Source organism: Sphingopyxis sp. 2PD, from assembly GCF_005503695.1.
GTDB lineage: Bacteria > Pseudomonadota > Alphaproteobacteria > Sphingomonadales > Sphingomonadaceae > Sphingopyxis.
Genome location: NZ_SCMU01000007.1, coordinates 1 through 12,998 on the forward strand (window position 1 = coordinate 1; position 12,998 = coordinate 12,998).

The 12,998-nt window shown below is 67.2% G+C and carries 12 protein-coding genes and 2 pseudogenes; 5 read left to right on the forward strand and 9 right to left on the reverse strand.

The genetic code is table 11. From position 1 onward, the window contains the following. Nucleotides 1-103: 103 nt before the first annotated feature. From traG to FFS18_RS17430, 3 genes and pseudogenes are all read right to left on the reverse strand, one after another. A pseudogene (traG, locus tag FFS18_RS07680) lies at nucleotides 104-1,978 on the reverse strand (IncP-type conjugal transfer protein TraG); the annotation flags it as partial. Then, nucleotides 1,975-2,202, reverse strand: a pseudogene (locus tag FFS18_RS07685) (DUF2840 domain-containing protein); the annotation flags it as partial. The pseudogenes traG and FFS18_RS07685, both read right to left, overlap by 4 nt. A gap of 137 nt (nucleotides 2,203-2,339) precedes the next feature. Then, nucleotides 2,340-2,504 (reverse strand): hypothetical protein, encoded by a 165-nt coding sequence (locus FFS18_RS17430; RefSeq protein WP_162928261.1) that lies wholly within the window; start codon nucleotides 2,502-2,504, stop codon nucleotides 2,340-2,342. A gap of 332 nt (nucleotides 2,505-2,836) precedes the next feature. On the opposite strand from FFS18_RS17430, the gene FFS18_RS07690 reads away from it, so the two are divergent. The 3 genes from FFS18_RS07690 to FFS18_RS07700 are packed head-to-tail and all read left to right on the forward strand — an operon-like array spanning nucleotide 2,837 to nucleotide 4,261. Beyond that, nucleotides 2,837-3,112, forward strand: a complete 276-nt coding sequence (locus FFS18_RS07690; RefSeq protein ID WP_037553343.1) for a metal/formaldehyde-sensitive transcriptional repressor — start codon at nucleotides 2,837-2,839, stop codon at nucleotides 3,110-3,112. Between the two features lie 9 nt (nucleotides 3,113-3,121). Beyond that, nucleotides 3,122-4,084 carry a CDF family Co(II)/Ni(II) efflux transporter DmeF gene (dmeF, locus tag FFS18_RS07695; protein WP_037553341.1) on the forward strand — a complete coding sequence of 321 codons (963 nt, stop codon included), beginning with the start codon at nucleotides 3,122-3,124 and terminating at the stop codon, nucleotides 4,082-4,084. 3 nt (nucleotides 4,085-4,087) lie between these two features. Next, a complete protein-coding gene (locus FFS18_RS07700; protein ID WP_037553340.1) occupies nucleotides 4,088-4,261 on the forward strand; it encodes a DUF1289 domain-containing protein in 174 nt (57 codons plus the stop codon). A gap of 30 nt (nucleotides 4,262-4,291) precedes the next feature. Here the strand turns inward: FFS18_RS07700 and FFS18_RS07705 are convergent, their stop codons facing one another. The 4 genes from FFS18_RS07705 to FFS18_RS07720 all read right to left on the reverse strand — a co-directional run bounded on the left by FFS18_RS07705 (nucleotide 4,292) and on the right by FFS18_RS07720 (nucleotide 10,504). Further along, nucleotides 4,292-4,612: a DUF736 domain-containing protein gene (locus tag FFS18_RS07705; protein WP_037553339.1), complete on the reverse strand. Its 321-nt coding sequence runs from the start codon at nucleotides 4,610-4,612 to the stop codon at nucleotides 4,292-4,294. A 186-nt stretch (nucleotides 4,613-4,798) separates the two neighbouring features. Then, complete coding sequence (locus FFS18_RS07710; protein ID WP_037553338.1) at nucleotides 4,799-8,008, reverse strand: error-prone DNA polymerase; 3,210 nt, start codon at nucleotides 8,006-8,008, stop codon at nucleotides 4,799-4,801. Continuing rightward, nucleotides 8,005-9,810 (reverse strand): DUF6504 family protein, encoded by a 1,806-nt coding sequence (locus tag FFS18_RS07715; protein WP_081932951.1) that lies wholly within the window; start codon nucleotides 9,808-9,810, stop codon nucleotides 8,005-8,007. Before FFS18_RS07715 ends, FFS18_RS07710 begins: the two co-directional genes overlap by 4 nt. Continuing rightward, on the reverse strand, nucleotides 9,716-10,504 hold the full coding sequence (locus FFS18_RS07720; protein WP_228383753.1) for an ImuA family protein: 789 nt from the start codon (nucleotides 10,502-10,504) through the stop codon (nucleotides 9,716-9,718). Before FFS18_RS07720 ends, FFS18_RS07715 begins: the two co-directional genes overlap by 95 nt. Nucleotides 10,505-10,726: 222 nt before the next feature. On the opposite strand from FFS18_RS07720, the gene FFS18_RS07725 reads away from it, so the two are divergent. Continuing rightward, nucleotides 10,727-11,284, forward strand: coding sequence for a cytochrome b (locus FFS18_RS07725; protein WP_037553336.1), 558 nt, complete (start codon nucleotides 10,727-10,729; stop codon nucleotides 11,282-11,284). Nucleotides 11,285-11,296: 12 nt separating this feature from the next. On the opposite strand, the gene FFS18_RS07730 is transcribed toward FFS18_RS07725, so the two are convergent. Together FFS18_RS07730 and FFS18_RS07735 are read right to left on the reverse strand one after the other, a co-directional pair. Next, nucleotides 11,297-11,734, reverse strand: a complete 438-nt coding sequence (locus FFS18_RS07730) for a DUF1810 domain-containing protein (RefSeq protein WP_037553335.1) — start codon at nucleotides 11,732-11,734, stop codon at nucleotides 11,297-11,299. Beyond that, entirely contained in the window at nucleotides 11,731-12,348 is a 618-nt protein-coding gene (locus FFS18_RS07735; RefSeq protein ID WP_037553333.1) for an SOS response-associated peptidase family protein, read from the reverse strand. The genes FFS18_RS07730 and FFS18_RS07735 overlap by 4 nt, the downstream gene beginning before the upstream one ends. Nucleotides 12,349-12,403: 55 nt before the next feature. Between FFS18_RS07735 and FFS18_RS07740 the strand changes: the two genes are divergently transcribed. Further along, entirely contained in the window at nucleotides 12,404-12,916 is a 513-nt protein-coding gene (locus FFS18_RS07740; protein ID WP_037553332.1) for an SOS response-associated peptidase family protein, read from the forward strand. Nucleotides 12,917-12,998 lie beyond the last annotated feature (82 nt).

Consider the following 12,998-nt stretch of genomic DNA (forward strand, 5'->3'; position numbering starts at 1 on the left):
GGCAAGGGTCAGCGCAAGACCCAGGACGATTGCCCCCATCACCAGCCCGCCCGCCCGGCCCATCTCAATTGCCCTTGCGGAAGCGGCGGAAGCGCTCGCGGCCTTCGGCCTCGGCGGCCGCCGCGCGCGCGGCATCGAGCATCTCGGCGCGGCCCGCCGCCTTCGCTTTCGTCTCCATCGGCTGCTGTACCCGGTCGGCCATCCAATCGTGGCCGGCGGGAAGACCGCGACCGGGTGCGGGCGGCGGAATGACGCGGCCGGCCAGGCGCCGGTCGCCATAGTAGCGCGCCTTCTTGGCCCGGATCGGTGCGAGGCCGGCGGCCATCACGATCTCGTCGTCCGGGGGGAGCTGCATGACTTCGCCGGGGGTGAGCAGCGGCCGGGCGGTTTCGGTGCGCGACACCATCAAATGGCCGAGCCAGGGCGAGAGCCGATGGCCGGCATAATTCTTCATCGCGCGTTGCTCGGTCGCAGTGCCAAGCGCATCGGAAATCCGTTTGGCGGTGCGCTCATCGTTCGTCGCGAAACTGACCCGGACGTGGCAATTGTCGAGGATCGCATTGCTCTGGCCATAGGCCTTCTCGATCTGGTTGAGCGACTGGGCGATCAGAAAGGCCTTGATGCCATAGCCCGCCATGAAGGCGAGCGCGCTTTCGAAGAAATCGAGACGTCCGAGCGCGGGAAACTCGTCGAGCATGAACAGCAGCCGTTGCGACCGTGCCTTGGGATTCAGCTCCTCGGTCAGCCGCCGCCCGATCTGGTTGAGGATCAGGCGCATGAGCGGCTTGGTCCGGCTGATATCGCCGGGCGGCACCACGAGGTAGAGCGAGACCGGGCGCTCGCTTCCGATCAGGTCCGCGATGCGCCACTCGGAATGTCCCGTGACCTTGGCGATCACCGGATCGCGATAAAGACCGAGGAAGGACATGGCGGTCGACAGCACGCCGGACCGCTCATTCTCGCTCTTGTTGAGCAGCTCCTGCGCCGCCGCGGCGACGACCGGGTGGACGCGATCTCCCAAATGGCTGGTGGTCTTCATCCGGTGGAGCGTCGCCTCGATCTTGCGCTCGGGGTTCGACAGAAAGGCCGCGACACCGGCAAGGCTCTTTTCCTCCTCGGCGTAGAGAACATGGAGGATCGCGCCGACGAGCAGGGCGTGGCTTGTCTTCTCCCAGTGGTTTCGGCGCTCGAGGCTTCCTTCGGGATCGACCAGCACGTCGGCGACATTCTGCACATCGCGTACTTCCCACGCGCCGCGCCGGACTTCGAGGAGCGGATTATAGGCGGCCGATGCGGGGTTGGTCGGATCGAAGAGCAGCACCCGGCCATGCTTTGCGCGAAAGCCCGCAGTGAGCTGCCAGTTCTCGCCCTTGATGTCATGGACGATGCAGCTCCCCGGCCAAGTCAGCAGGGTCGGCACCACGAGGCCGACGCCCTTTCCGGATCGGGTCGGCGCGAAGCAGAGGACATGCTCGGCGCCATCGTGACGCAGGTATGTTCCGGCCATGCGCCCGAGAATGACGCCATCGGGGCCGAGCATGTTGGCAGCCCGTATCTCACGCTCCTGCGCCCAGCGTGCCGATCCGTAGGTCTCGGCCCGCCGGCGCTCGCGCGCACGCCACACCGACATGCTGATCGCGACGACAACCGACAGCAGCCCGCCCGACGCGGCGATCGCGGCACCGCGATAGAAGATCGGCGGCGCATAGGCGTCGAAGGCAAACCACCACCAGAAGAAGGCGGGCGGGGGATAGCCGCGCACCGCGAGGCGCGTCGCGACCGCCTCGGGCGGGTGGAAGAGGATGAGGTCGCCGACCTCGGGATCGGCGCCGACATCGACGCGGTAGAAGCCGATCGGAACGCTCGGGCTCGCGTTCCAGATGAGGCGCGGTTTCGGCGCGAGCGCTGCCGCCGCGACGAACAGCCCCGCGAAGAGCGTAGCGCTCGCCGCGGTTGCGCGGAACCAGCGGCGGTTCATGGCGCGATCGCCTTGCGCTGGAGCCATGCCCGGTGCCGCTCCGGACCATAGGGCCGGAACGGCAGTCCGGCGGCGATATGGCTGCCGATGTGGCGCCAATGATCGGGCGCCGTCTCGCACGGGTCGAGCCCGTCGGCCTCGATCGCATCGATCGCCGAGAGCACCTGCTGGACCTTCGGCCAACCGTCGACGCGGAGCAGGATGTCGCCTCCGGGACGCACGTAAGCATGAAAGTCACGAGCGTCCTCCCTGGGGACGCGCTCTCCACCACCACCACAGCGCGGTCTGCACCGTCAATCTAGCAGACAGCCGCCCGCGACGGAACCGGAACTGGAACCATCGCGGGGCAAATTTTGCGGGCTCAGCGGTTGAACGGGTCATATTCGCACACGATGTGTTCGGGGTCGCCGTCGAACTCTTCGATGGGCATCACCGCATAGCCTTTTGTCGTTTCGATAAGGACGATGATCGTCATCATCGTGCGGGCGAGGCTCCAGCCGAGCGATTGAGCGGTGGAAAGCGGCATGGGTTTGGCTCCTGTCCTTTCGGAGCGGGACCGTTCCCGCTCGACAGTCGCCCCGCCGGCCGGGGGCGGGCCGCAATCACCGCAGCAAGGCTGCGGCCGCACGCGAAGCGTAGCGGACCCTTCACGGGTTGATTGAAGGAGGCCCGGCTTCGAGCCCAGGGATCAGCGGCTATCGAGAGCGGGTATGGTTTCGCGGGGACTGGAGGCCCTTGCGCCTTCCTCCCGGACCACAATCTGCGTGCGCCGTGGCCCCTGTAGTGGGACTTGGCGATCGTGCCTCTCCACACGAGGTTGCTTGCCTTCTGCCTTGGGTAGGGGTAGGGGGTATCCCTATGGCACATCTTTCAGGCGATAATTCCGAACTCATTGCGCGCGTCCGCCGCATCAGCGGACAGGTTGGCGCGATCGAGCGAGCGCTCCAGTCGCAAGCGCCGTGCGCCGAAGTCCTGCATCTTGTTGCGGCAGTCCGCGGCGCGGTCGCCGGGCTCATCGAGGAAGTGATCTCCGATCATCTCGAGGAGCATGTCTCGCGCCCGGGGCTGACCGACGCCGAGCGCGCGGCCGGTGCCGAGGAGTTGCTCACCGTTATCCGCCGCTACAGCAAATAGGATCGCATAATGGCCACTACCCCCATCGCGGACGCGCGTGTCCACGATCATATGTTCCTGGGCGCGTCACATGACGAGAATGCCCGGCGCACGCTGCTCGTCGTCGTTTTGACCGCGCTGATGATGGTCGGCGAGATCATCGCCGGCTACATCACGGGATCGATGGCGCTGCTCGCCGATGGTTTCCACATGGCGACGCATGCCGGTGCCCTCGGCGTGGCGGCGATCGCTTATGGTTATGCGAAGCGCAATGCGCACAACGCGGCCTATAGCTTCGGAACCGGCAAGGTCGGCGATCTCGGAGGATTTGCCTCGGCGATGGCGCTCGGGCTTGTTTCGCTCGGCATCGGCGTCGAAGCGGTGTCGCGACTGTTCAATCCGACCAACGTCGCTTTTCTCGAGGCGACTGTCGTCGCGGCGGTTGGCCTTGGCGTAAACATTGCGAGCGCCTTCCTGCTGTCGGGCGGGCATCACCATGGTCATGGGCACGGACATCACCATGGTCATGGCCATGGCCATGGCGACGATCATCATCACAACCATGGGCCAATGGCGCAGAGCGGCGACAATAATCTGCGCTCGGCCTATGTGCATGTGCTTGCCGATGCGTTGACGTCGGTGCTCGCCATCGCAGCCCTGCTTGCGGGACGCTATCTCGGATGGGTGTGGATGGACCCCGTAATGGGGATCGTCGGCGCGATCGTGATCGCGCGCTGGTCGTGGAGCCTGATGCGCGACACGGCCGCGGTCCTGCTCGACCGGAGCGACGATCATGTGGCGGAGGAAGTCCGCGAGCTGGTCGAGGCGCCCGGCGATGCCCGGATCGTCGATCTTCACGTATGGCGCCTCGGACCCGACGCGCATGCCGCGATCGTCAGCGTCGCCGGGCCTGCCGGTCTCACCGGCGCGGCGATCCGCGAGCGCCTCGCGCCGGTCCACGAGCTGCGTCACGTCACGATCGAGTGCAACTGAGCGATGCGTTCGCCCTGCATCGAATTATGTGCGTTCGACGGTCGGACGGGCTGGTGCCCCGGCTGCGGCCGCACCCAGTCCGAATGCCGGAGCTGGAAGAAGGCCTCGCCATTCCAGCAGCGCAAGCTGGCCTCGGAGCTTCCGCGCCGATTGGCGAAACTCACGCAGGAAAAATGACGGCCCCGCCCGAAGGCGGGGCCGCTGGGGTCAGCTCGGCGGGTTCCAGATAAGCACCTTCTTCATCGGATCGTCGCCGGGCGCGTTCGCGATATTCGCGTAGATCGTGCCGAATTCGGGGGCCGAAAGGGTGACCGAGACATATTCGGTGCCGTTCGACTGCGACGTGCGGGTCCAGCCGGCGCCGACCTCGTAGCCGTTCTTGCGCGCGATCACGCGGAAGTCGGGCTCATTGTCCTTCACCTTGCGGCCGTTCGGGACGATCGCGATCGGCGCGGTGACCAGAAGGGTCGTCAGCGTGCCTTCGAAGCTGCCGTCGGCCTTGACGGTGAGATTTGCGATGGTGGCCATGTCGTGTCTCCTTGGGTTGCTCGGGACCATCCCCGATGGCGCCGACCGAAGGGCCCGCGAGCCGCCGTCACCGAGCGGTACGCGAGGGCGAACCCCCGCAGGGGGTTGACGGCATGAGGCGAGCCGAGGCCCGCAGTCAGGCAGCCAAGGAGGGAGTGGTCCTGCAACCGGAGCATTTGGCCACCATCAGTGAAAGTCATGGCTCCGGACGCGCAACGCAGGCTCGCGGCTGTCGGGCCCGCCCCCGTTCCGCGCCCCGTCCCCGCGTCCCGGCGCAATGGAAAGCGCGCTGCGCCCGACCTGCCGCAGCATCGCGTCATGGTCGGTTATCCGGTCACAGATGACATGAATGATCTCGCCTTCCTTCTGGACGCGGCCGCGCATCGCGATCATCGACGCCGCCATGACCTGGCGCCGATAGATGTCGAAGCGATCGGGCCAGAGGATGCCGTTGGCGATACCGGTCTCATCCTCGATCGTGACGAACAGCACGCCCTTTGCCGAGCCGGGGCGTTGCCGGACGAGGATCACCCCGGCGACCTCGATATTCCGGCCATCGCGGATCGAGCCGAGATCCGCGCAGCGGACGATCCCCATCCGGTCCAGCTCCTCGCGCAGGAAACTTAAGGGATGCGCGCGCAAACTCAGTTGAAGCGTGCGATAATCCTCCACCACCTCGCGTCCTTCGGTCATCGGCCGAAGCGCGGTCGGCGGTTCGAGCCCTTCGGGCGAGAAGTTCGCCTCGCGCGCGTCGGCGGCCGCGAAGAGCGGCAGCGGCGCCTCGCCGAGGCCGCGGACCTTCCACAGCCCCTGCCGCCGGTCCTCGGACAGAGAGGCAAATCCATCCGCTTCGGCGATCCGCTCGATCGCGGCGCGCGGCACGCCGGCGCGCCGCCATACATCCTCGACGCAGTCGTAGGGCACATCGCCGCGCGCCCCGACGATCGCGGCACCATGTATGTTCGCGAGCGATCGAACCTGGCGGAAGCCGAGGCGAACCGCGAGATAGCGCCCGTCGCTCCTTTCCAGCGTGCAGTCCCAATGGCTGTCGTTGATCGAGACCGGGCGCACCTCGACGCCGTGATTCCGGGCATCGCGCACGATCTGCGCGGGCGCGTAGAAGCCCATCGGCTGCGCGTTGAGCAAGGCCGCGCAAAAGACGTCCGGATGATGATGCTTCATCCAACATGAGGCATAGGCGATTTTCGCGAAGCTCGCGGCGTGGCTCTCGGGAAAGCCATAGCTCCCGAAACCCTCGATCTGCTTGAAGGTACGCTCGGCGAAATCCTTGGGATAGCCGCGCTCGACCATGCCGCCGACGAGCTTGTCGTAGAAATGTGATACGCCGCCGGTGAGCTTGAAGGTCGCCATCGCGCGGCGAAGCTGGTCGGCCTCGACCGGCGTGAAGCCGGCACCGACGATCGCGACCTTCATCGCCTGCTCCTGAAAGAGTGGCACCCCCAAGGTCTTCTCGAGCACGGCGCGAAGCTCGGGCTTTGGATATTCGGGCTTCTCCTTGCCTTCACGCCGCCGAAGATAGGGGTGCACCATGTCGCCCTGGATCGGGCCGGGGCGGACGATCGCGACCTCGATCACGAGGTCGTAGAAGCATTTGGGCTTGATCCGCGGCAGCATCGACATCTGCGCGCGGCTCTCGATCTGGAAGACGCCGAGCGTGTCGGCCTTCTGGATCATCCCATAGACCGCCGGGTCGTCGTCCTGCAGGTCGGCCATGCCGACATCGATGCTCTTGTGTTCGCGGAGCAGGTTGAACGCCCGGTTCATGCAGCCGAGCATCCCGAGACCCAGCACGTCGACCTTCATGAATTTGAGGACGTCGATATCGTCCTTGTCCCATTCGATGATCTGGCGGTCCTCCATCCGCGCCGGCTCGATCGGCACAAGATCGTCGAGCCGCTCCTCGGTCAGCACGAAGCCGCCCGGGTGCTGGGAGAGATGCCGCGGCGTCCCGATCAGCTGCCGCGCTAGATCGAGCGTCAGCCGAAGTCGATAGTCATTGGCGTTGAGGTTAAGCTCAGCGATGCGCTCCTCGGGGATGCCGTCGACCGACCAGCCCCAGACGAGGCCGGTCAGCATCTTGGTGAGATCCCGCGGTAGCCCGAGCGCCTTCCCCACCTCGGCGACCGCCCCGCGGGTTCGGTATCGCGTGACCACGGCGGTCAGCGCGGAGCGATGACGGCCGTAGGTCTCGTAGATCCACTGGATGATTTCTTCGCGCCGCTCATGTTCGAAGTCGACGTCGATATCGGGCGGCTCCTTGCGTTCACCCGACACGAAGCGCTCGAAGAGCAGCTCGTGCTTGATCGGGTCGATCGAAGTCACGCCGAGCAGGAAGCAGACGCAGCTGTTCGCGGCTGACCCGCGCCCTTGGCACAATATGCCGCGCCGCCGGCTCTCGGCGACGATCGAATTGACGGTCAGGAAATAGGGCGCGTAGCCGAGCTCGCCGATCAGGCGCAGCTCGTGATCGATCTGTTTCCGAAAGGCAGGCGGCACGCCGCCCGGAAACATCCGGTTCGCACCTTCCTCGGTCAACGCCGCCAACGCTTCCTGCGCGGTGCGGCCCTCCATCACCTGCTCATAGGGATATTGGTAGCGGATCTCGGCAAGGTCGAAGCGACAGGCTGCCGCGATGTCGGCGGTCGCCGCGATCGCGTCGGGGAACAGCGCGAAGCGCCTTTCCATCTCGGCCGGGCTCTTCAAGGCCCGGTCCATGAAGCGTTCGCGCTTGAACCCGAGCGCATCGACCGTCGTCTTCTCGCGGATCGCGGTCAGCACGTCCTGCAGCGGGCGCCGTTCGGGCGCATGGTAGAGGATGTCGCCGAGCGCGACGCTCCGCACCGCCACTTCCTGCGCCAGCGCATCGAGCGCGCGAAGCCGCGCGAAATCGCCGGGCCGGCGGCGCAGCGCGAGCGCGAGAAAGGCGCGCGGGCCGAAGGCGCCGCTGAGCTCGGCGAGATCGAGCCGCGCCCGTTCGTCGGCTTCACCGGGCAGGAGGATCGCGACGAGGCCCTCGGCCGAGGCCGCGACGTCGGGCCAGTCGAGCCAGCAATTGCCCTTGCCGCCGCGCCCCTTGCCCAAGGAGAGCAGCCGGGTCAGCCGCGACCAGGCCGCGCGGTCCGTCGGATAGAGGAGGATCGAGCGACCGTCGCGAAGGTCGACGCGCGTCCCCGCGATCAGCCGGACGCCGGTTGCTTCCTGTCCCGACAGACCGCGCACCATGCCGGCGACGCTGCCCCGGTCGCAAAGCCCGAGGGCCGAATGGCCGAGGGCAGCGGCGGCCGCGAACAATTCCTCGGGCGAAGAGGCCCCCCGCAGAAAGGAAAAATGGCTCGTGGCGTAGAGTTCGACATAGGTCGTAACGGGGTCCGTCATCCGAACACGCCGTGCATGTACCAGCTGAGGTCACCCGTCTTGTCGGTGATCGCGTCGCCGCGGCGGAAGAGCCAGAAGCGCTCGCCGCTTGTCGCCTCGACCCGGAAATAGTCGCGAACCGCCCACATCTCGCCCGGGCGGCGCCACCATTCGCCATGGATGCGCTCGGGGCCATCGCCTGCGACCACCGCATAGCTCCGCCCGCGCCACGCGAAGCGGCGCGGCGGATGGTCGGGAAGCAAGGCGACGACGCCCGACAGCGCCTCGGGCCGCGCGAGCATCCGGATCGGCCGCGGCCAGACGGGCCAGCCGGCAGGCTGGGCCAAAGGCCCGGCGCGCACGATCGCGCGCTCGGGGACATCGCTTTCGATCGCGGACAGGCGGAACAGCGCGGCATCGCCGGCGCGGCCGGCCAGCGCATCGACGAGCGGAGCGAGGTCGGGCGCCTGGCGTGCCGTGTTGAGCACGGCGGCGATCGCCTCGGGCGCCAGCGCTTCGACCTGCGGCGCCGCGAGAACCATCGTCTCGATCCCGAGCCCCGGCTCGATCCGGTCGATCCGGAGCCTGAACAGGCGCAGCAGATGTTTCGCATCGCGCGTCGCGCGCGCCGTGCCGACGGTGACGAACTGCGCGCCCATGTCGAGCCGGTCGCAGCGCAAGACGAGGCTCCGCACGCCAAGACTGCGCTCGCGCAGCGCGAGCACGAGATCGCCGAGCAGGTCGGCGATGACCTGCTCGATCGCCTCGGCGGTCCCGATCGGCTCGAGCAAGGAACGGCGCGCCTCGGGCATGTCGAACGGGACGACGGGCACGATCGGCTCGGGTACGAACCCTCGCGCCTGGTCGAGCCGCTCGACCGCGCCGCGCCCGAGCCGCCGGGCCAATGGCCCGCGCGGCATCGGATAAAGATCGGCGATCCGCTCGATCCCGAAGCGCGCCGCCGCGGCGAGCGCCTCCGGCGCCAGCCGGAGCGCCGCCAGCGGCAAAGGCGCCAGCGCCTCGCTCTCGCCTCCTTCCGGCAAGATCCGCACGCCCGCGCCGCCATCGCGTGCGAGCGCGTGAGCGGCGCCGGGCGTGCCGGCGATCGCGACACGCGCGGTGAAGCCGAGGCGCCGTAGAAAACCGAGCAGACGCGCCGCGAAACGCTCTTCGCCGCCGAAGAGATGCGTCGTGCCCGACAGGTCGAGCCACAGCCCGTCGATGCCCGACACTGCCGCCGTCGGCGTCCAGCAGCGGGCGGCGTGGAGCGCAAGGCGATCGAGCCACGCGCGATCGGCGTCGGGTGCGGCATCGAGTATGTCGAGATCGGAGACCAGCGCGCGGGCATGGGCGGCCGCCATGCCGGGCACGAGGCCGAGATCGAGCGCCGCCGGACAGGCGGCGGTCACGACGTCGCGCTGGCCGGTTCGCGCGACGACGATCGTCGGACGGAGGCCCCAGAGCGGCGGCAGCGGCGCAGCGATCCCGCCCGACGTCCCGTCGTCCGAGCGCAACGCCCGGAACACCGGTGCGGCAGCTTCGCTCCGCCGTCCGAGCTCGCGCATCGTCGGTCGCTGGTGCGCCGGGAGGGCGTCGAGCGACGGCTCGCCGGAGTGCGTGCCTTGCGCCCAGCGCGCGCCCGGACGCCAGCCGCCGCCGCGCGGCACCGAACAGGTGCCGGGATTGTCGTCGACAGGCTCGGGGAAGCGCGGACCCGCCCGCGCCCGATCAGGCGGCGTGCCCGAATGCGACGGTGTCCGTTCTGCCCGGCGCAACCGCTCGATCGGCAGTTGCGGCAGGAAGAGCGAGGCGACCCTGGTCATCGCACGCCTCCAGTTCGAGGGAAAAAGGCGGCCCGCCGCGCTGCCGGACCAGCTCGACATTCCAGCGCCCGCGCCCGACGCCGGGCGAGGCGAGGCGGCCCGACGACAAGGTGCCGATGCGCCAGCGGGTCATTGCGAGCGACGGATCGGCGAGCGGGCATTGGCCATAACGCCGGTACCGGCGATAGAGGATCATCGGCGTGTTGCCCTCGGATGCTGCCAGTTGCAGCCGGCGCGTCGCGGTCTGATCGGCCGCTTTCACTTCGGCAACGACGCAGGCGAGCGAACCGTCGCGCAGCGCGTCCTCGCACAGCGCCAGCAGTTCCTTGTCGGTCCTGCCTTGAGCATAGAGCACGCGGTCCGGACCGAGCCCCGCCTGTTCGAGACCGGGGGCATAGAGATCGAACCGCGTCAGCGCCCAGAGCGCCGACACGTCGGGCGCCGCCGCGAAGCGCGACGCGATTCCAGCCGCGAAGAGCGTTGCCGCAGCGTCATCGCTCCAGCTTGCCGAGGCGCCCGTGACCTCGTGCAGGCCTGCGCCATCGAGCCCGCCGCCAGCGAGAAGATGATCGACCGGCCCGACGCCGAACGGCAAGACCGGCCCGCGCGAGGCGGCTACACGCGCCACCGCCGCGCGAAGCACGTCGATATCTCTGGCACTTGGCCGAGGTGCAGATTGGGGCGTCGTGCTCATGGGAAATATCGACTCAAATGTTCCCTTTATGTTCCACCGAGTCAAAGGGCGCGTCAAGCGGGCCGCGACGAACCGCCGGGAATCGGTGCGCGCCTTCCGCCCGGCCTCTGTAAAAGCGAAACAAATTGGGCTCATGATCGTGACGGCTGCGTCCTGCTGACGGAACGAGGATCGCCGCCAAAGCATTGGAAGACCGGTGACGGACCTATTGCGAGGCGAATCATGCGTGAGAATCACAGCCGCTATTCCACCGTCTCGATCGTCCTGCACTGGACGATCGCCATCCTGATCATCGCCAATGCCACCTTTGGCGGCTGGATGGAGGACGCCTCGGACAGCGAGAAACTTGGCTATTATCATCTGCACAAATCGGTCGGGATCACGATCCTCGCGCTCAGCATTATCCGGCTCGGTTGGCGCTTCGGCCATCCCTGGCCGGCCTTCCCCGGCGGCATGCCGTCATGGGAACGGATGCTCGCGCGCACGACCCATGTCCTCTTCTATGTGCTGATGATCGGCGCCCCGCTTCTCGGCTGGGCCGCAGCGTCGGCGGGCGGGGCGCCTGAAGTGCCGCTTTACGGCGCCGTGCCCGCGCCCAATCTTCCGCTACCGCTGAACGAGGATCTCGCCGAAGAGCTCGGCGACATACACAAGCTGATGGTGAAGGCCATTTACGTCGTGCTCGCGCTGCATGTTCTCGGCGCGCTCAAGCATCATTTTTTCGACAAGGACGAAGTGCTCCACCGGATGCTGCCGCTGTTTCGCAATCCGCGCGGCTGACACGCGTCGGCGTCACGGCATGCTGTCGTCGCGGCTGAGCAGGCCGAGGGTGCGCTCATCGCGCTCGCCGCCGAACCAGCGGATGAGCGCGGCGGAGAAGAGCGGCCGCCGGCTCACGGCCTCGAACAATGTCAGCGATGAACGCAGCTTGACGGCGTCGACCTCGCCGAAGACCGCCACCGGGTCGCTTGCCGGCAGGTCCTGGATCGCTTCGACGCATTCGGCATAGCGCGCGCCGAGAAGCGGATGGGCCAGATAGGCCCGCGCCTCATCGGCTCCCGCGAGACCGTAGAGCTTCGACGTCGCGCTTCGGCCAAGGCCTGCCAGCTGCGGGAATATGAACCACATCCAGTGCGAGCACTTCTTGCCGCGGCGAATCTCGCCGAGCGCGCGCGGGTAGATTTGCTCTTGCGCGGTCACGAACAGATCGAGTCCCTCTTCGTTCGTCATAAGGCAAGAGCGCCTTGTGCAGGCGGCTTACCATATACCTGCGTCACCTCGAGGCTGCCTTCGGGAAGCCATTTCAATATGTCCTCGGCCGGAACGCGCGGATCGAGCCAAGCGGCCCATTGATCGCGTGGCAGCGGAATGATCTGGCGATGGTGATAGGGTGCGATGTCGGGACCTGCGTCCATGGTCAGGAGGCTGAAGGCTTCGCCGACATGGCTGTCGCGCCAGACGCCGGCCATGCAGAACCAGCGATGGTCCTTCAGCGTGAACAGCCACTTGTCGAGCCGCTTCTGCGCAGGGTCGGTGGGATCGGTGAACTCATAGAAACCGTCGCAGAGGACGAGGCATCGCTGCATGCCGAGATCGCGGCGCTCCGAGCGCACATTATAGACCGGTTTGCCGCCCTGTCCGGGCCAGCTCCAGCGCCGGTTGACGAGCGATCCGGCGGCGGCGCCGTCGCTGCTCTTCACGATCGGCGCTGTATCGGTGATGCGGACATCCTCGCGCGCCGGCACGTTCGGTGCGCCCTCGGGCATGTCGATCTTGATCTGGAGGTTGTCGAAGTCCTCGGCGATCGACGCGATGTCAATTTCGAGCCGATAATCATTGCACATGCGCGTCGGCCCCCTCGCCCTTGCGACTCAACATCGTTCCCATTATGTTCCACATATGGGTATCGCGCCAACCCCTTTCGATCCCGACGCCCCGAGCGGAGGCGTGCAAGCGCTCGTCCGGCGCAATCCCGACAATATGACCGAGATCGAAATGGTCAAAGCGGTTTGGGGTTCCGACCCGCGGTTTAGCGACGGGATCAATTATCGTTTCGTGCGCGCCGAGGGCCGCGCCTTCCCGGCGCGCCGCTGCCTGATCCCGGCGTCCGAGTTTCGCATGGGAACCGGCGATCACCGCTACCGGGTGACGCTCGACAGCGGCAATTTCTTCTATCTCGCCGCAGTGTGGGACCCGCCACTCGCCGACTGGCCGCTGTCCTACCGCATCCTCACCATCCCGGCGGGCGCCGATGTCATTCCCTATCAGTCGCGCCACGGCGTGATCATCCAGCGGCGCGACGCGAACCATTGGCTCGACGGCAGCCTGCCGAACGAGCTGCTGTTCGAGGAACCGCCGCGTCGCACGCTGTTCGTTGAGCCTTTGCGCAAACAGGCGGAACTTCCGCTCTAGGTCATGATGTCGCCGGCCCGCAGGGCCCGAACAACCGCACTCTTGGCGAGCCCGCAGCGGGGCGGCGTGCGATGCGCTCCCG

What these genes read in the sequence shown, in the direction of transcription:
- FFS18_RS17430 (WP_162928261.1), bottom strand. Translation starts at nt 2,504, where the DNA reads ATGCCGCTTTCCACCGCTCAATCGCTCGGCTGGAGCCTCGCCCGCACG.
- FFS18_RS07690 (WP_037553343.1), top strand. Translation starts at nt 2,837, where the DNA reads ATGGCACATCTTTCAGGCGATAATTCCGAACTCATTGCGCGCGTCCGC.
- dmeF (WP_037553341.1), top strand. Translation starts at nt 3,122, where the DNA reads ATGGCCACTACCCCCATCGCGGACGCGCGTGTCCACGATCATATGTTC.
- FFS18_RS07700 (WP_037553340.1), top strand. Translation starts at nt 4,088, where the DNA reads ATGCGTTCGCCCTGCATCGAATTATGTGCGTTCGACGGTCGGACGGGC.
- FFS18_RS07705 (WP_037553339.1), bottom strand. Translation starts at nt 4,612, where the DNA reads ATGGCCACCATCGCAAATCTCACCGTCAAGGCCGACGGCAGCTTCGAA.
- FFS18_RS07710 (WP_037553338.1), bottom strand. Translation starts at nt 8,008, where the DNA reads ATGACGGACCCCGTTACGACCTATGTCGAACTCTACGCCACGAGCCAT.
- FFS18_RS07715 (WP_081932951.1), bottom strand. Translation starts at nt 9,810, where the DNA reads ATGACCAGGGTCGCCTCGCTCTTCCTGCCGCAACTGCCGATCGAGCGG.
- FFS18_RS07720 (WP_228383753.1), bottom strand. Translation starts at nt 10,504, where the DNA reads ATGAGCACGACGCCCCAATCTGCACCTCGGCCAAGTGCCAGAGATATC.
- FFS18_RS07725 (WP_037553336.1), top strand. Translation starts at nt 10,727, where the DNA reads ATGCGTGAGAATCACAGCCGCTATTCCACCGTCTCGATCGTCCTGCAC.
- FFS18_RS07730 (WP_037553335.1), bottom strand. Translation starts at nt 11,734, where the DNA reads ATGACGAACGAAGAGGGACTCGATCTGTTCGTGACCGCGCAAGAGCAA.
- FFS18_RS07735 (WP_037553333.1), bottom strand. Translation starts at nt 12,348, where the DNA reads ATGTGCAATGATTATCGGCTCGAAATTGACATCGCGTCGATCGCCGAG.
- FFS18_RS07740 (WP_037553332.1), top strand. Translation starts at nt 12,404, where the DNA reads ATGGGTATCGCGCCAACCCCTTTCGATCCCGACGCCCCGAGCGGAGGC.